This window comes from Novosphingobium naphthalenivorans NBRC 102051, assembly GCF_001590985.1.
GTDB classification, from domain to species: domain Bacteria; phylum Pseudomonadota; class Alphaproteobacteria; order Sphingomonadales; family Sphingomonadaceae; genus Novosphingobium; species Novosphingobium naphthalenivorans.
Map to the genome: position 1 here is coordinate 18,125 of NZ_BCTX01000057.1, position 17,161 is coordinate 35,285.

A 17,161-nucleotide genomic window follows, 5' to 3' on the forward strand; every position below is an offset into this window, starting at 1 on the left:
CGCACGCTGCCTGCGCGGGTGGGCTCAGAGGCCCCAATGTTGCAAGAATGGCGGCAGCAAGAAACGGCCTCACCATGTCTTGGACACCGTCAGGCTTAGCACGCGCCCGAACGGTGAATAGTTCGTACTGTCGTAGGGCGTGTCGATATAGAGCGGCGTCGCGATTGTGCTGGGCTTGTCGTTGAACAGGTTCTGCGCCGAGGCAATGAGCTCGAGACCACCCAGCATCCCCCCATCGGGTTTGGTCTGATAGCGGATCGTCAGATCGACAGGGGCCATCCCGTCGATCCTGACGGTGGAGCCCCCCCGCGTGTCGCGGACCGGACCGATGTAGTTGACGGCGCTGGTCACTGTCAGCCCGTGATTGGCCCAGCTCAATTCGCCGCGGCCACGCCAATGTGGCGGATTGAAGAGAATGCCCGCCAGTTGCGTTACCGGTTGTCCTGGGCCGATCTGCTGCTCGCTGTCGATATAGCTGGCATTGAGCGAGGTGGTGATCGATCCTTCGGGAACGGCAAAGCTGTATTGCCCCAGCACATCGACGCCATGCGCGCTCTGGCGTCCGGCATTGACGCTCGTGTTGTCGACGATCGCGCTCACTTTTGCAGGATCGTAGGCTCCACCGCTCAGGTTGGTGAAGGTTGCGGCACGGGCGATCACGACATCCTGCGTTGCCATGTCGGGATCAGTCGTGATGCGATCCGCGTAAAGCGGATCGGTGAGAGCCTGGCTGGTGAACGGGATCGGCGTGACGATCCGGTCTCGGTAATGGATGTTGAAATAACTGATCTCGAGGCGCCCGCCCGCAAGGCTGCGGGGGTGGATGTCCAGCGACGCCGACCAGTTCGTGGACTTTTCAGGCTTCAGGTCGCTGTTGCCGCCCTGAAGCAGGATCGCGGTCTCGCCGTTCGCACTGCTCCCACCGAACGAGGATGCAGCAGTGAGATAGGCCGTCGCTGGCGTGTACTGTTCATATAGCGTCGGAGCACGAAACGAGCGCCCCCAACTGGCCTTGATCGAGACGTCGGGGCTTGGCGCATAGATCGCCCCCAGCTTGGGGGTGAGCACCGAGGCAATTCCGGGATAGCGCTCGTACCGCCCGGCCAGGCTGAGATCGAGGCTCTCGCCAAGGGGGGAACCTTGTGCGCTTCCGAAAACCGGAACGCTCAATTCGCCGAAGGCGTAATAGCTGTCCTGCGTCTCGTCGATATGCTGGCTGGCGCCGCGCGTGGAAACCCGCCGGAAGAGATTGCGCCGGAACCCTGCCCCTACGGCCAGCTTCGCATCCCCGCCCGGCAGTGCAATCAGGTTTCCGTTGCCCGATAGTTCCACGTTAGCTGTCGCGTTGCGGTACGTGCCCGACCCGGCGTCGTAGGATGCCGCCCCGTAGACGTAGGAACCGCCATAGAAGACCTTGTTCCAGCCATAGCTTCCCGCCAGCGAGACTTGCCAGCTAGCTGGAAGCAATAGCGTCATGGTTGGCGCTACGGACCAGGACTTCACCCGGCCGAAGCTGTCGACGCGGCTGACATCGAGGTCTCCTGCCTCATTGAGCGGCAGGGTGCGGGATTGCCATCGCCGGTTGTAGAGCCCGACGAGATCGAACGTGAGGTTCGGGGCGACGTCCTGCCGGAACGTCAGGGCAGCGTTGTGATGGCGCAGATAGGGATAGAGGGTAACGCCCGGAGAGCGGTCCTTCGCATAGGAGCGCTGGTCCGCGGTAATCGGCGTGTTTCGGGCGAACTCATAGGCGGCCATTATGCTTCCGGACGACCACGCCTTTCCCAGCGTTGCATCGTATTGTTGCTGGAAGTTGCCCCCATCGGTTGATCCGGCAAGACGCGCCGAAGTCTCGAGCCCGTCGAAATCGCGGCGCAGACGTATATTCACGATGCCTGCCACGGCATCAGAGCCAAACAGAGCCGAGCCGCCGTCAGGGACGATCTCGATACGGTCGATGGCACCGAATGGTATTGCCGAGACATCGACGCTTTGCAGCGCGCCATTGTAGCTGAGCCGCCGGCCGTCCAGCAGCGTCAGGGTGGCATCGCTGCCAAGGCCCCGCAGGTTGATCGAGGAACCGCCCGCGAGGTCCGCGCCCTTGTCGCTTGGTACGTTGGCGCCCACCCCCGGATTTTGACCGCCGCCGAAGTTTTGCGGAACGGCACGCATGGCGTCGGCCACCGACGATTGTCCTGCATCCTTCATGGTTTCGCGACCGACAGAGACTTGCGTCGATGCGACCGGCGCGCCGCGAATGCGGGATCCGGTTACCAGGATTTCACCATCGCCGGCGTCACTTTGCGCCTTCCGGCGTACAACTGCGCCCGAACCGGCAGGGACCACCTCTAGGCCTGTTCCTTCGATCAGGACGGACAGGGCCTGCTCGAATGTCAGGTCTCCATCGACAGGATTTGCCGCCTTGCCAGCGATCACTTCCGAATTGGCACTTACGTTGCGACCGAAGAGCCGTGCGATTTGCTGGAGAGAGACACCGAGCGCCTGCTGGGGCAGATGGACGCCTTGCCGATCGCCCTGCTGAGCCAGAAGGGACGTACTGGTCAGACAGGTGGCGACGGCAAGACTACAGGTAAACAGAGTGTGGCAACGCATCGGTTTCTCCTCCGAGCCGGGCTGCTTGAACGAGCCCTTCACCTGGCGAGACGCCGATGCCGCAAATCACCCTACGATTTTTTTCGCCCCATTTTTGACAAGACTGGAATGCCGCCGAACGGTGCCCTCAGGGATGAGGCGCGAGAAGGAGCCCCCCGCCTGGTGCCTCCACAACATCCAGATCGAAAGTCACCGCAAGACTGCGCGCGAACCCCTGGCTGTCGTCCCGCCTGAAGGAGCCGGTCACGAGGTATTGATCGGAAAGGCCTGGGGAGATTCTGATGGGCCGGTTGCTGGTCCGGTTGAATGCGGCGACGGCCTTCTGCAAGTCCATGCGATCGAACGTGATCATGTCACTGGTCCACTCAAGATCCGACGCGACGATGGCTTGCGGCGGTGAGATCGTACCGGCTTGTATCGACACTTTCTCTCCGGCGCGCAGGAAGCGAACGGCCGGCGGACGGCCTGCGGCCTTGTCGCGAACCTCGATCGAGCCCCTGACCAGCCCCACGCGCACGCGCCCGTTTTCGAGCGCGACATCGAACACTGTCCCGTGTGCAATGACGCGCCCGGTACCGGCATCGACCATGAAAGGCCTGGCGCTGTCATGTGCGACTTCGAACCGGGCTCGCCCGGAAAGCAGCCGCAATCGTCTCTCGGTTGCGGTAAAGGCAAATTCCAGACGTGCCCCGCGATCGAGCGTGACCCGTGATCCATCCTCGAGCGGCACAATGCGCGGCGCCTCACCGACGGCCGCCTCGGCGCTTTGGGCGGAAGGAGCGCCATGTTCCGGTCCCGCGAGAAAGCCCGCCCGACTGACGGCCAGGACAGCAAGCGGCACAGCGAAAAAGGCACAAAGAGCCGCAACAGCCAGCGCGCGCCGGTTCGAGCGCCAGCCACTGCTCGCCAGGTCGAGATTCCTGGCTTTCGCCGTCCTGGTGCTGGCAAGGAATTTTGTCTGCTCCCAGGTTCGGACAAGACGATCGTAAGCCTGCGCGTGTTCTGGCTCGGCATACCACGCGTCGAATTGCGCGCGCACGGCTTGCCCATCGGGCCCTCGCATCCTTGCGAACCAGTCGGCGGCTTCCTGTTCCATGGTCATGTCTGGACCATCATGCCACAATCCATCGTCACGCTTCGACTTGTCTTGCAACGAAAGCGATGGCGCGGCTCATGTGCTTTTCAACGGTCTTGATGCTCAGCCCCGTGTGCGCGGCGATCTCGCGGTAGCTCAGGCCATCGATACGATGGGCAAGGAAGATCTCCCGGGTCCGCGGCTCCAGGCGCGCTACGGCCTGTTCCAGCCGATGGACCATGTCGCGCGCTTCGAGCGCAGCAACGGGGTCATGACCGGCAAGCGGCACATCGTCGGCACACACGTGAAGCCCCGCCGATTTCCGGTGGGACGCACGCGCCTCGTCCCTGATCAGGTTTCGCGCTGCCTGCCTCAGGAACGCATCGGGCTTCTCGATATCGCATGACTGACGATCACCCTGCCCTGCTAGGCGCAGGAATATCTGCTGGACGATGTCGGACGCATGCTCAGCCGGGACATGCCTGCGCGCGAACCGCATCAGGCGGCCGCGATGCTTGCGATAGAGGTCGTCCAGCCAGTCCGATCGACGGCTCTTCCGGCGATCTTCAGGTGGAAGCGGATCGTCCTCGGCAAGCCGGGGCAGCCCCGCATCGGATTGATCGATTTTCAGGCGCATGCGCGCGCCTCGCAGGTCGAACCACCAGCGGTCGGACCGCGCACGCAGGGCGCGGCCAGCAAGCCCACAAGCATGGGCACATCTCCGGCAGAAAGGCAGTCCGGCTGGGCCGGATCAAGCCAGTGGTCCCGGAACCTGTGCCATCGCCTTTAGCCAAAGATGGCCTGGACATTCGCGGCGGCTGTCCGGAAAGCTCTTAAGCTCCGGCCCAATTTCCCGATAACCCGGCTGGCTAGCCTTGGCGCCCAATAAGGCGCGCCATAAGCCTAGGGACCGGTCGGCACAAAGCAATAGGCAAACTGGCAGAAGACGTTCGAACCACACGGCCGGGTGGATTAAAAGATTGAATTCGCCGGGCGTGGGGAGAAAGCCTTGAGACTATCTGCCGGGACTTTTAGTCGCAATGGACCTGGACATAATCCCAACCACCCGGCGAAACATTTGGTGTCGCGCGGCACACGATAATCACATCGCAGCGATTGTCGCGAACACCTGTTGGGTAGTTGGCGGAAAGTCTCCCCATCAGACGATCACGGGCAAGTTAACTTTTGACCAGCCGTAAATGCGGTACGCCCTTTGTTTGCCGCTCGAACCGTTTGTCTCCCAGCCGGTGCTTGCGCTTGAGCGGCAACAGCGCAGCGGGGGACTTGAGACCGGGAACCAGAAGGCGTGCCCATTCCACGGCCAGTTCACGCCGCCGTTCCATGAAGGCTGCCCGGTTATAGGCGCCCTCCACTTTGTTCTTGGGCACATGGGCCAGCATCAGGTCGATCACGGCCCTGTCGTCGGGACGGCCGTGCTTGTTTGCCCATTCGTTCATGACCGTCGAAAATGCCGCGCGAAAACCATGCGGCACGTGACGGCCGTGGTACCCTGCCCGGTTCAGAAGATAACCAAGCGCGTTTTCGCTCATGGGATGATGAAGATGCCTGGCACTCGGAAAGACCAGGCGGCCTGAACCCGTCAGCTTCCACACCGTGCGGATGACTTCAACGCTTTCCGGAGCCAACGGAACGAGGTGATCACCCCCGACTTCGTCCTTCCGCTCGCGGTCACCTTTCATGCGGGCGGCGGGTATCCGCCAGAGAGGGGCGTCCCCGCCGAGATCCTCGAACTCGGTCCATTCCGCCCCGCGCAGTTCGCCCGGCCTCACCGCCGTCAGCGCAATGAGTCGCAATGCCAGACGTGTGATCGGACGAGCGCTGTCCTGATCGACCGCGGCCAGCATCGTCCGCAACTCGACAATATCGGTGATGGCCGGCTGACGCCCCTTTCGCGGCATGGGCTTGAGTGCCGCCCCGACCTTTTCGGACGGGTCGGTCTCTGCAATGCCGCAAGCGATCGCGTAGGCATAGACGCCGGAAATACGCTGCCGGATCCGCTTGGCCGTCTCGATAGCCGAGCGCGCCTCGATCGCCCGCAAGGTCTCGAGCAGCTTGGGCGGCGTGATCGAGCCGATCGGCAGGTTGCCCAGGGCAGGAAAGACATCGCGCTCGAACGACCTGAGCACATCGGCAGCATGGCGCTTGGCCCATTGAGACTTGTTTGCCTCATGCCACTCGCGCGCAACTTTTTCGAAGGTATTACGTGCCGCCTCGATGTTGGCCTTCACCTTGAGTTTCTTGGCGACGCCGGGATCGACACCCTCAGCCAACAGCCTCTTGGCGTCATCTCGTTTCTCACGCGCTTGCGTAAGACTCACGAGCGGATAGGGGCCAAGCGAGAGAGATTTGCGCTTCCCATCGAAGCTGTAGTCCATCCGCCACAGCTTGCCGCCCTTTGACGTGACAAAAAGATAGAGCTGCTGCCCGTCCGACAGTTTGTATGACTTATCCTTTGGCTTGGCTGCTCTCAGTTTTGCATCGCTTAGCATACCGCACTCCGATACCGTATTTTCGGAACTCGATACCGTGTCGGATCACGCACAGAGTTGTGGAGGCGTGCGAACCGTCAGGAACGAGCTGAAGCGATAAACGTGAGATTCCCGGGGTTTTTGTCAACCCCAGTGGACTGCTACGCACTGCTGGGAACGAGTATCTGGCGGAGAGGGTGTCCGCCAAACCACGCCCATAATGTGCTGAAACATGGGCGTTATCCTCGTTGATGTCAGTCAGGGACCCTCTTTGGGGCCCTCTTTCCATTTCAGGTCAGCAAAACAGTCACTTATCGACTGCAATTGCAAGCAGGTTTCTAACCGCAACCGGCCTGGAACGTCAAACCGATTGCCCCGCCTCCCTCCTTCCTAATTCGCTCTCAGGCGAACGGGAGAGGGCAGACATCAACGACCTGCCACATTTGAATTCCCGTCAACGCACATCCGCACATCTTACCGATCGGGAAGAAATATGACCGATTGCCTCCTGCCGAAGGACATTCTTCCCGATCGGTAAGAAAAAATGGTCATCGAAGATGACTCCCAATTCGGCGCCGTTGTCGCCGCTGCCCGCAAGGCCCTTCGCCTTACCCAGCGGGATCTGGCACTTGCCATCAACAGCGGGGAACGTTTCATCGTCGACCTCGAAGCCGGCAAGCCTGCTGCAAAATTAGGCAGAGCTCTTGCCGCAGCCAATTCGGCCGAACTGCGACTGGCCGCGGCCGGCAATTCCCAGGCCTAAACATGGATATCCCGATCCATTACGAAAACCGGCTGGTCGCGGCGATCAGTGGAGATCGAAGAACGGGCAACCGAGGTCAGGCCGCACGCTGGGCAGGAAGGCATGCCGGACATTGCAGACCAACCAGCCGATGACGCTCCAACCACCGGGCCTAGCGCTTATGCTGGCGACGGGAGCAACTGAAGCAGCACTTCTCCCTTTGCCAGCCTTCCCGCTCTTCATAATGCCTTGCCATCGAGCGGCCTTTCCAGCAGATTTGGGGCAGCGGGCAGACCGATGAAGGATCGGTTTGCATGAACGAACATGAAGACAGGTTCCTCCGAATGGGGGACGTCACGAGGAAAACCGGACGCTCCCGCGCGGCAATCTACCGAATGATTGCGGAAGGCACCTTTCCCCCTCAAATCCCAATAGGTGCCAGAGCTGTGGGTTGGCGGCTATCGTCTGTCCTGGAATGGATGGAATCGCCCAAGGACTACCATGCGAAATGCGGGAAAAATTTGCAGCAAAGCGCAAACGGCATTTCCAAAATGTAACCCATCACAGCGCCACATAAATGTCATTCTCTAACTGCGGCTTGGCGTGATCCGGCCCCGGCGCGAAATCGGATGCGAATGTCCGTCTCCGATGGAACGTCGACACCAAATTTACGCCCTGCCGCGTGTGCTGACTGCAGGCGAATGGCCTGGCTGAGCGGGGGCACCGCGATATTGCGATGAAGGATTGCTAACCAGCCAAGCCGAATGCCTGCGCTTCAACAGGGGAAGTGCGGGATGTTTATCGGTTCAGAGCTTATCGAGTTTCTTCTCTGCCTCGGCCAAGTGCGGTCAGATGCGGACTTCTTTGACCTCATGCTGGAGACGACCCGCAGGCTGGGCTTCGAGCAATTTGCGTTCGTCAGCCATGTCGACCTCGTGGCAGCGTCCGAAGAGGCGGTTGCGATTTCGAACTACCCTGACGGCTGGGTCGAACGAATCCTGACCGAGCGCTACTATCTCGACGATCCGGTGCATGCCGCCAGCATCGGCCGCAACACACCCTACGCCTGGCATGCCATCGGCGCGGAGGTGATACAGAGCAGGCGCCAGCGCACCATCCTCAAGGAAGGTGCCAGTTTCGGCCTTCAGGATGGCGTCACCGTGCCCGTGCATTCGCCGGGGGAATACCGGGGGACATGCTCCTTCGCGACCTCGCAGCCGGTTTCCATGACGCCGCACATTCGGGGGGCAACGCATATTGTCGCAGGCTTTGGCTTTGAAGCCGCGCGCAAACTGGTTCGCGTGCGGCTTGGCTTGGAGCGAACGGCGCCGTCCCTGCCACGTTTCAGCCCGCGTGAGGTCGATTGCGTGGGACTGGTCGCATCCGGCATGGGGGATACCCAGATCGCCCACGCTCTGGGCCTCTCCGAAGCGACGGTTCATCAGCACATCACCGCCGCCATGCGCAAATGCGGTGTTTTCAAGCGGACTGCGCTGGTGTTCCGGTCCTTGTTCGATGGCCATATCTGCTTTCACAGTCTGCGCCGGACATCCTCTAAATAGAGGAATTTTCGCGAAGGTCCGTTTCGCTGATCCTTTCGCCATCACAACAGGAGATGGCGAACATGGCCCACGTCATTCAAGGCGGATGGGCAGCGGCGCAAGGCGCGCTGCTTGCCCAGATGTACCAGGAACGCAAACGCGTATTCATCGATCTGCTGCGCTGGGATTTGCCCGCGCTCGATGGGCGCTACGAAATCGACCAGTTCGACACGCCCTCGACGATCTATCTCATCATCGCAGGCACCGACGGCAAGCATCTGGGTTCGCTGCGGCTCTTGCCCACCACCCAGCCCCATGTGCTGGGAAATGTCTTCCCGGGCCTGTGCGATCTGGGACCGCCGAGCGCACCGGATGTCTGGGAGATTTCGCGGCTGTGCCTGTCCCGCAGCATCCGTGCGGCCGAGAGGCGGTACGTGCGCAATCAGCTGGCGACTGCCCTGACGGTCTTTGCGCGGGATAACGGCGTTCGCGCTTACTGCTGCGTCGCAGACATGCCCTGGTACAACCAGATTCTCTCATTCGGATGGCGCTGCGAGCCTCTTGGCCTGCCGCACGATCTTCCCTGTGGAATGCTCGCCGCCCTGATGATCCACATCGACGACGAAACGCCCGCGCGGCTGGAAGCGACCGGAATATGGTCGGAGACACTCGCACCGCTTGTTGCCCTGAGCCAGTGATGATGGAGAAAACCATGAGCACTGCCTCACCATACGCCCGTTGCGTGGCCGATCTCCATGAACAGGGCTACACGATCATCAAGGATCTGGTTACGGTCGATCTGATCGCAGCACTCGGCACCGGCCTCGACGCGCAATTTGCCGCCACCGAATTTTCAAAAGGCAGCTTTTCCGGCGCCGAGACACGGCGCTTTGCCGGCCTGCTCAAGCGATCGCCGCATGTCGCAAGCCTGGTCGAGCACGACCTGATCCTGCGGATTTCCGAAGAGATGCTGGGGCCATGGTGCGATCATTTCTCTCTCAATCTGACCCAGGCGATCGAGCTCACTCCCGGGGCGAGCCAACAGGTGCCCCATCGCGATCAGGACATGTGGCCTTGTAGCGGCTTCGTTGACCGTGAACACGGCATGGAATTCCTGATCAACGTCATGTGGCCGCTGTCGGACTTCACGCAGGACAACGGCGCCACGCTGGTGTGGCCCGGGAGCCACCGGCGGCAGGATGAATTGCTCATCGCCCCCGAGGAAGCAGTCATGGCAGAAATGGCACCGGGCTCGGCACTCGTGTTCCTGGGCTCAACCCTGCACGCTGCCGGCGCCAATCGCACCGCCCTTCCCCGCCGCGGTGTGATCATCAGTTACTGTCTCGGCTGGCTGAAGCCCTACGAGCTTCCCTGGCTGGCCTACCCGCCGGAGGTAGCACGGCAATTTCCAAGGAGCCTTGCGCGCCTTGCCGGATACCGGGTTCATCGCCCGAACCTGGGTACTTACGAGGGCCGCTGCCCCTCCCTCCTGCTTGACGGCACAGTCGAAACGCCGGGTGCGGTGGACGCGCTGCTGCCTGAACAGGAAGAGCTTATCAGGGCATGGCGAAGCGGCATCATTGACCCCGAGCAATCCGATGCCAGGCCCGGCCAGTCCTTTCTTTCCGCTACATTGGATCGCGATGTGCAGGCATCCCATGGATAGCGCCCCCACCGATGGCAAGCGCCTCGCCCTGTGCCGAACGCTGATCCTTCAGCGCAAGCTCGCAAAGGAGCTGCTCGGGGCCGGCCTATGCACCAATCCGATCTGGGACATGCTGCTCGAACTTTATGTCGCGGACCGGGAAGGCCAACTGCTCTACATCTGGCAGCTCAGCGTTTCGGCAAACATTCCCATTTCCAGCGCGCACCGCAAGATCGACATCATGGTGCATAAAGGCTTCGTGGAGCGCACCGTCGATGAAAGTGACCTTCGGCGCGTCGGCATCCAGCTGACATCGCCGTTTGGCGGCATGATGGATGAACTATTCGACACGCTGACGCACATGCTCATGACATCGTGCTGCCAGTGCGGTTCGGGTGGCAGAGCGCATTCCAGCGCCGATTAAGCGCCGCCCGCTCGAGGATGCTCAGTTATCGGGACCAGCGCCCCGATTTTCCCGGCAATGCCAGAGGCGCAGAATGAAAATCGTGGCCTGCGAGATTTCGTAGCGCATTTCGTAATTGCCCACGATGATCCGGCGCACTTCGCGAGGATCGAAGGCATCCAGCCTCTCGCCAAGGCGGGGGTAATCCAGCAACCGGCCCGGCGCACGGGCCAATTCCTGGACAATGCGCGCCGCCGCATCGGGTGCGACAGGTTTCAGATGTTCATGAAGGCGGACAAGGTCGGATGAGGCCTTGCTGGTCCACTGGATCTTCATGCCAGGGGCGGGGCCAACGGATCTTTCGTGGAAAGGCTCTCGGCCCAGGCGACGATGCTCTGATGGTCGATCACATTGCCGGCATCGACATCATGCAGCGCTTCAAGGGTCAGCTGATGTCGCGCCTCTTCCTGGTCGATCCATGCGGTCAGGGCCTGCTTCATGATCCAGCCACGCGACCGGTCCATCCGTTCCGCCAGGACATCGACCTTGTCCGCCAGATCGGCGGACACATGGGCGGTGATGACGCGGGTAGAAGCTGCCATATGATTAGCTTTCAATCAGTTTGATTGAAAGCTAATCGCTCATGGTCCTTAGCGCAAGGAGCAACACCGTTCAGACCGGCGCAGCGGCCTTTTCCAGTTCCGCGATCTTGTCGCTGCAGATCAGGTGGACCACCCGGCCCAGTTCCTCGACACGCTCGCCGAGCCAGGTGAGTTCCTCTTCGCTGATCCGGTAGTGCTTGGAGTAGCGGGCCTTGGTGTAGGCTTCCTTCAACTTCTGGAACATCGCCCGTTCGCGACGCGCGCCTTCAGGCCAGATGCCGACCATCCGCCCATCGAGGCGCTCGGCCTGGGTGCGCAGAAAAGCGATGTTGTGATTGTAGGGCGTATAGTTCTGCACCACTAACAGCATACATGAGTAGAGCCGCTCGGTTGCTTGGTGCAGTTCGAAGGCCGCCTTCTTGAAGCGTCCCCGCTCACAATTTGATCGGAAATCGTCGAAGAATTCCCCGGCACTGGGAAACCACTCTTCAAAATACTCCCTCGCCATGACCAGCGCCTCCTTGGGCGTCTTGGGCTTGGGCTGATGAAGCTCGCGCTCGTCACTTTCGTAAAGCGCGATGCCTTCCTTCGCCATCTCCAGGAAGAAGATGCGGCCGTGGGCCAGACCATCGTTCACCTCCTGAAGCGAATGAACAATGAAGTTCACCGGCGTGCGCAGGGACTTCTCGATCATGTACTCGCGGATCAGCCGCTCCTCGCACTTGGCCCAGTACCTGGCCCGGTCGGCGAGATCCTTCTGGCTGACGATGATGAGGATGTCGTAGTCGCTCTTGTACTGGTTGGCCGAGAGCGGTGCATCGACCCAATCGCCGCGGCTGTATGATCCGAACAGGACGATTTTCAGGATTTGGGCACGCGAGCGCGGACCGGTCGCATGCTCGGTCGCCTCACGAAATTCCTCGAAGATAACGCCGACGACGCGCTCCAGTTCGCGCTGCTTGGCCGGAGGCAGATGATCAATTCCCGTACGCATGGACCGTCACCCTAAACGCAACACCGCAAGATTGCCCAGCGCCAATTGCATGCGACGGCACACAATAATTGCGCCTTCTTGCAACAATTTAATTGCCCCTCCCTCCCCTCATTCCGGCCAGGGCTTGCCGGAGTCCATGGTTTGTTCCATATTCCGGTGATGAGACGGAAATGCTGGCGTCCGTCTTCAGGATAATCCTGCCAGGCATCATCACGCCCGTCCGCAATGGCCGGTCGGCTGGAGCGCTTCGGCTCACGGCACACCTTAGCTTCGAATGTCCCGCTTGCCGGGAACGCTTCGTATTTGGCCGGCGCAGGCTGTGTTGCCCATGCGCTCTCCGCACCTGTCACCGCGTACGTCCGCCGCTCTGGACGAAGCATCCGATTGCGTCGAAACCGGCGGCCCCGGTACCGGCGCCAGCAACCCAGCGGAACGGGAACGGCAACTGGCCGACCTGCTTTGCTCGGAGCGCCCGAGGCTAATCCGTTTCTTCCGCCGGCAGGCAAGGTTCGCTAGCCCTGACGAGGCGGACGATCTCGCGCAGGAAGCCATTACGCGGTTCCTGCGCGCGGCCCCTTCCACGCAGATGGCAACGCCTCAGGCCTATCTGCGCCGGATCGCCAGCAATCTGCTCATCGACCAGGCCCAGCACGGGTCGACCCGCCTTGCACAAATCTCTGTACCCCTGGTCGAAGGGTTGGACCGCCCGGTCGAGTACGATCAGCACCAGCAACTCGAGGCGCGCGAGGAGCTTGTCCATTACGAGCAGGTCCTGCGCCAACTCAAACCGCGAGTGCTGAAGGTCTTTCTGCTCAGCCGCGTCGAGGGATATACCTACAAGGAAATCGCTGCGCGTCTGGGCCTCACGGTCTTTACCGTAAAGCGCGACATGCTGCAGGCCATTGCCCATCTCGATCAGAACCGGAGGCACCGGTGAGTCTCGGCAAAGCAAAAGGACGTTTCCCACCGATGCACCGGATCGAACGCCAGGCCTATAAATGGGCGATGAAGATGGCCGACGACCCCGAGCGGCACCGTCCAGGGCTCGAGCGATGGATCGTTCGCAACCCAGACCACCTCATCGTGTACAACCGCGTTGCCCGGGAAATGCGCCTCGCCACATGGAGTGCCACCCAGCTCGATCTGTACCCCGCAACGCCGAGAGCCACAAAAGGAAGGCCCTTGCGCAATTCTGGCTTCGTATGGGCGATCGCGGTCCTCGCTTCGGTCCTGGCAGCCAGTTCGGCCGCGTTTCTGGTGCTGCGCGATCAGCAAAGGCCCGGGGACTCCATCAGTTCCGGTGCCCCTATAGTCGCCCAATCCTGGTCCTCCGATGCCAATGATATTCGCCGCACGCGGCTCCCCGATGGTTCGGTCGTCACGCTCGACAGGGACAGTGCCATTGCCATCCGCTATTCAGCGGACCGGCGCATGATTGAATTGTCCCGCGGCCGCGTCCGCTTCGAAGTCGCGCACGATACCTCGCGGCCTTTCGTGGTGCTGACACCCGGCGGAAGCGTTACGGCAACAGGGACCGTGTTCGACGTCGAAGTGCGCGGCACGGTGCGCGTGCACCTAATGCTCGGCGCGGTCGAGGTCGCCATGGCGCGCAATTCATCCGCGAACGGGGATGCCCCGGTGAGGCTCGTTCCTGGCCAGAAACTGGAATTTGCGGCGCGTCAGCAGGCCGTCGCGCCGGTTCCGCAGGCCGCTCCCGCCGCGGACGGCCGGTGGCTGTCGGGGACGATGAGTTTCGAAGACATGCCGCTCGCCGACATCATTGCCCAGACCAACGCCTATTCCAGCAGCAGGATTTCAGTGTCTGAACCCGGGCTTCTGCAGAAAGAGATGTTCGTCGATCTCGACATCCGCGACGCCGATGCGGTCGCGCGCAAGCTCGCCGTGCTGCTCGACCTGACGGTCGATAGAAGCCAACCGGGCAAGCTCATTCTGCGGTCGCGATGAATTTTTTGTATTTTTTCGCGCACCGGTTTCGGCCCATCGCCGTCTAGCCCTGATGCCCGCACATGACGCGGGCTCCACAGGGGCAAGGACATGGACAACAAGAGCCGGCTACTAATCGCGGCCATACTTTCCAGCACGGCGATCTGCTCGGTCGCACAGGCGCAGGAGGACACCCGGCGTGATTTCGATCTCCCGGCGCAAGAACTCAAGTTTTCGCTTCATGCCGTTACGCGCACTGCCGGCCTCGAACTGGCCGCAACGTCCGAGGCCCTGAACGGCAAACGCGCACCAGCCCTCAAGGGGCGCTACAGCGCCGCAGAGGCCATCGCGCTCCTCCTCAAGGGAACAGACCTTACTGCGCAAGTTTCCGGTCGCACCGTGTTCATCCGGGAGAATTCCCCTTCGCCGCAATCGGCAGGCGACCCTGCGGCCGTGGGGCCGGAAATCATGGTCACCGGATCGCGCATACGCGGCGCGGTGCCGACTTCGCCGGTCGTTGCCAGCAGCCGCGAAGAGATCGAACGGCGCGGCATCACCGACCTTGGCGCCTATGCGCGCAGTGTGCCCCAGAACTATGCGGGCGGACAGAACCCCGGTGTCATCGGCAGTGTTCAGGAGGGATCGGAAAACTTCAACTCCTCCTCGACCCTGAACCTGCGGGGCCTTGGCGCTGACGCGACACTCACGCTCATCAACGGTCACCGTGCGGCTTACGATTCCGTCGTACAGGGCGTCGATATCTCCGCCATCCCGCTCGTGGCGATCGACCGTGTGGAAATCGTCGCCGACGGATCCTCGGCGCTCTATGGTTCGGATGCGGTTGGCGGCGTCGCCAATGTTATCCTTCGCCAGGATTACGAGGGCGGCAAGATATCCGCGCGCCTCGGCGTCGCGACCGAAGGCGGCAATGTCCAGCAGCAGTACAATCTCGTGACGGGAAGCCGCTGGGACAGCGGCGGCTTCATGGTGGCAGGCGACTTCAGCCGTTCCACGGACGTGACTGCCGGGCAGCGCTCGATCACCTCGGCGCTCGACGGCTCGACCACGCTTTATCCCTCGCTCAATCAGAAGAGCGCGGTCCTTGCCGGGCATCAGCAGCTCAACGACACGTTCAGTGTCGAGATCGATGGCCAGTTCAGCAAACGCCGTTCCAAAACGGCTCTGGCGTTCCTCGCTACAGGCGACTTCACCGTAAATGGCACGGCGGCGCAGCGGGATGTCCAATCCTGGTCCATCGCCCCGCGCCTCAAGGCCGCCTTGCCTGGCGGATGGCTGGCCACATTGGGCTATGTCCATGGCCGCAGCGATTCCGATGCGGCAACCGTAACCAATCTGGGCGGCGCGGAGTTCTCCCGCAACCGCATCTTCTATGACAACACCCTGGATACGCTGGAAGCGAGCGCGGAAGGCAGCCTTCTACAACTGCCCGGCGGAGAGGCTCGGCTCGCATTGGGCGGCGGGTGGCGGTCTGTCAGCCTCGACGCCAACATCCGGTCAACACGCAGCGGCGTCACGAGCACGCTTGTCGATTACACGAGCGGGCAGGATGTGTGGTTCGGCTATGGCGAACTCTCGCTTCCTCTGGTCGGTCCGGAGAACAGCGTGCCGCTGGTTCATCGCTTTCGGCTGACAGGCGCGGCGCGCTACGAGGATTACGAGCGCTTTGGCGGCACGACGACGCCCAAGTTCGGCGTTGTCTATGAACCGGTCAGCGGTCTTGCGATCAAGGGCACCTGGGGCAAATCGTTCAAGGCCCCGACACTGGCGCAGATCAACAAGGTTCCCGAAGGTAATCTCCTAAACGCTAGCTACTTCGTACCGGCAGCGCCCGGCGGTCAGCCTGTTATCCTGCTCGGCGGCGTGAGCCCGGACCTGAAGCCGGAAAAGGCGACGACCTGGACCGCTACGGTGACCGCAACGCCGACATTCGCCGAGGGCCTTCGCCTGGAGGTCAGCTACTTTCATACCCGTTACAAGGACCGGGTCGTTCAACCGGCAACCTCGTCCTCGCAGGTTTTCGGGAACGACATCTACGACCGGCTGATCATCTACAATCCGACGGCAGACCAGGTGAACGCGGTCATTGCCGAATTGCCGCTCGGGCTCGTCAATCAGACCGGACAGGTGTTCGATCCTGCCAATGTCGGGGCTATCGTCGACAACAGTCTGCAGAATGCCGCAAGCCAGACCCTGGAGGGTATCGATGCCTCGGCGGACTATCAGCTGACTTTCGCACGCGGGGACCAGTTGGGGTTCAATGCCGCTGTCAGCTACCTCAAGAGCAACCAGAAGCTGAGCGAAGGTCAACCGACGATCCAGCGTGCCGGCACGATCTTCGATCCCCCGCACTGGCGCGCGCGGGGCAGTGCGACCTGGCAGCGCGGCAATTTCACGCTGAGCCCGAGTATCACCTACATCGGCGGGACGCGCGATGATCGCTACCAACCCTACGTTCGCGTCGGCTCCTACACCAGCGTCGATGCCGTCGCGCAGGTACGGACCTCGGAAACCGCAGGATTTCTCTCGGGCATCGAGGTCACGCTTTCGCTGCTCAACATCTTCAACGAGATGCCGGCCACGATCCGCAATTCGTCCGCGGCCGCACCGACCTACGATGCCACCAATTACCCCGTAATAGGCCGAAGTGTCAGCCTTGGCCTGTCCAAGGCCTGGTAAGCACCATGCGATTCATCCTTGCCCGCGCGGCGACGGCAGCACTGCTGCTGGCTGGCCTGCTCTGCGCGGAATCGGCTTCGGCAGCCCCTATGGCTTGTGGCTCGCTCGTCCCCGGCAAGCTGGACAAGGATGGACCGCATCGGGCCCTGATGCCGCTCGACCTCGTGCAACTGCGCGATATCGGCTCCATCCCGGATATGCGGAAGCCGATAGTTTCGGTGTCGCCTGATGGAAAATGGCTGGCATTCGAAATCCACCGGGCGGATCCGCAGAACAATACCTATTGTCAGGGCATGGCCGTGATGGAGGCACGCCCTGGCGCACAGCCCAACCTCGTCGATCAGCATCCGGATATCATTCGCTGGCGCTTCCCTGAGCTACCAGGAAAGGCAGATTTCCCCTCGGGCTTCGCAAAA

16 protein-coding genes and 1 pseudogene are annotated in these 17,161 nt (G+C 61.6%); 10 read left to right on the forward strand and 7 right to left on the reverse strand.

Features of this window, described 5'->3' with window-relative positions; all coding sequences use genetic code 11:
* Nucleotides 1-69 precede the first annotated feature (69 nt).
* From NN5_RS17185 to NN5_RS17200, 4 genes are all read right to left on the reverse strand, one after another.
* Nucleotides 70-2,613, reverse strand: coding sequence for a TonB-dependent receptor (locus NN5_RS17185; protein WP_067736074.1), 2,544 nt, complete (start codon nt 2,611-2,613; stop codon nt 70-72).
* Between the two features lie 127 nt (nt 2,614-2,740).
* Nucleotides 2,741-3,715, reverse strand: a complete 975-nt coding sequence (locus NN5_RS17190; protein WP_067736077.1) for a FecR family protein — start codon at nt 3,713-3,715, stop codon at nt 2,741-2,743.
* Between the two features lie 28 nt (nt 3,716-3,743).
* Nucleotides 3,744-4,325 (reverse strand): RNA polymerase sigma factor, encoded by a 582-nt coding sequence (locus tag NN5_RS17195; RefSeq protein ID WP_067736080.1) that lies wholly within the window; start codon nt 4,323-4,325, stop codon nt 3,744-3,746.
* A 541-nt stretch (nt 4,326-4,866) separates the two neighbouring features.
* The gene (locus tag NN5_RS17200) at nt 4,867-6,198 is read right to left on the reverse strand and encodes a tyrosine-type recombinase/integrase (protein WP_067736083.1); all 1,332 of its coding nucleotides are present in this window, start codon (nt 6,196-6,198) and stop codon (nt 4,867-4,869) included.
* Nucleotides 6,199-6,721: 523 nt separating this feature from the next.
* On the opposite strand from NN5_RS17200, the gene NN5_RS17205 reads away from it, so the two are divergent.
* From NN5_RS17205 to NN5_RS17225, 6 genes are all read left to right on the forward strand, one after another.
* A complete protein-coding gene (locus tag NN5_RS17205) occupies nt 6,722-6,940 on the forward strand; it encodes a helix-turn-helix domain-containing protein (RefSeq protein WP_067736086.1) in 219 nt (72 codons plus the stop codon).
* Between the two features lie 323 nt (nt 6,941-7,263).
* Nucleotides 7,264-7,476, forward strand: a complete 213-nt coding sequence (locus NN5_RS25265; RefSeq protein ID WP_505766365.1) for a helix-turn-helix transcriptional regulator — start codon at nt 7,264-7,266, stop codon at nt 7,474-7,476.
* Between the two features lie 237 nt (nt 7,477-7,713).
* Nucleotides 7,714-8,481 carry a helix-turn-helix transcriptional regulator gene (locus NN5_RS17210; protein ID WP_067736089.1) on the forward strand — a complete coding sequence of 256 codons (768 nt, stop codon included), beginning with the start codon at nt 7,714-7,716 and terminating at the stop codon, nt 8,479-8,481.
* 62 nt (nt 8,482-8,543) lie between these two features.
* Nucleotides 8,544-9,158, forward strand: coding sequence for an acyl-homoserine-lactone synthase (locus tag NN5_RS17215; RefSeq protein WP_067736092.1), 615 nt, complete (start codon nt 8,544-8,546; stop codon nt 9,156-9,158).
* 2 nt (nt 9,159-9,160) lie between these two features.
* A complete protein-coding gene (locus NN5_RS17220) occupies nt 9,161-10,126 on the forward strand; it encodes a phytanoyl-CoA dioxygenase family protein (RefSeq protein WP_067736122.1) in 966 nt (321 codons plus the stop codon).
* Nucleotides 10,119-10,529: a MarR family winged helix-turn-helix transcriptional regulator gene (locus tag NN5_RS17225; protein WP_067736095.1), complete on the forward strand. Its 411-nt coding sequence runs from the start codon at nt 10,119-10,121 to the stop codon at nt 10,527-10,529. Before NN5_RS17220 ends, NN5_RS17225 begins: the two co-directional genes overlap by 8 nt.
* Nucleotides 10,530-10,550: 21 nt before the next feature.
* On the opposite strand, the gene NN5_RS17230 is transcribed toward NN5_RS17225, so the two are convergent.
* The 3 genes from NN5_RS17230 to NN5_RS17240 form a co-directional block, all read right to left on the reverse strand.
* Nucleotides 10,551-10,844 carry a type II toxin-antitoxin system RelE/ParE family toxin gene (locus NN5_RS17230; RefSeq protein WP_067736098.1) on the reverse strand — a complete coding sequence of 98 codons (294 nt, stop codon included), beginning with the start codon at nt 10,842-10,844 and terminating at the stop codon, nt 10,551-10,553.
* Nucleotides 10,841-11,110, reverse strand: coding sequence for a CopG family ribbon-helix-helix protein (locus NN5_RS17235; protein WP_067736101.1), 270 nt, complete (start codon nt 11,108-11,110; stop codon nt 10,841-10,843). The genes NN5_RS17230 and NN5_RS17235 overlap by 4 nt, the downstream gene beginning before the upstream one ends.
* 70 nt (nt 11,111-11,180) lie before the next feature.
* Complete coding sequence (locus tag NN5_RS17240) at nt 11,181-12,104, reverse strand: nucleotidyltransferase and HEPN domain-containing protein (RefSeq protein ID WP_067736104.1); 924 nt, start codon at nt 12,102-12,104, stop codon at nt 11,181-11,183.
* Nucleotides 12,105-12,432: 328 nt separating this feature from the next.
* Between NN5_RS17240 and NN5_RS17245 the strand changes: the two genes are divergently transcribed.
* The 4 genes and pseudogenes from NN5_RS17245 to NN5_RS25930 form a co-directional block, all read left to right on the forward strand.
* Nucleotides 12,433-13,041, forward strand: coding sequence for an RNA polymerase sigma factor (locus tag NN5_RS17245; protein ID WP_067736107.1), 609 nt, complete (start codon nt 12,433-12,435; stop codon nt 13,039-13,041).
* Nucleotides 13,042-13,109: 68 nt separating this feature from the next.
* The gene (locus NN5_RS17250; RefSeq protein WP_217998684.1) at nt 13,110-14,069 is read left to right on the forward strand and encodes a FecR family protein; all 960 of its coding nucleotides are present in this window, start codon (nt 13,110-13,112) and stop codon (nt 14,067-14,069) included.
* A gap of 90 nt (nt 14,070-14,159) precedes the next feature.
* A complete protein-coding gene (locus tag NN5_RS17255) occupies nt 14,160-16,745 on the forward strand; it encodes a TonB-dependent receptor domain-containing protein (protein ID WP_067736113.1) in 2,586 nt (861 codons plus the stop codon).
* Between the two features lie 149 nt (nt 16,746-16,894).
* Nucleotides 16,895-17,161 (forward strand): annotated as a pseudogene (locus tag NN5_RS25930) (Atxe2 family lasso peptide isopeptidase); the annotation flags it as partial.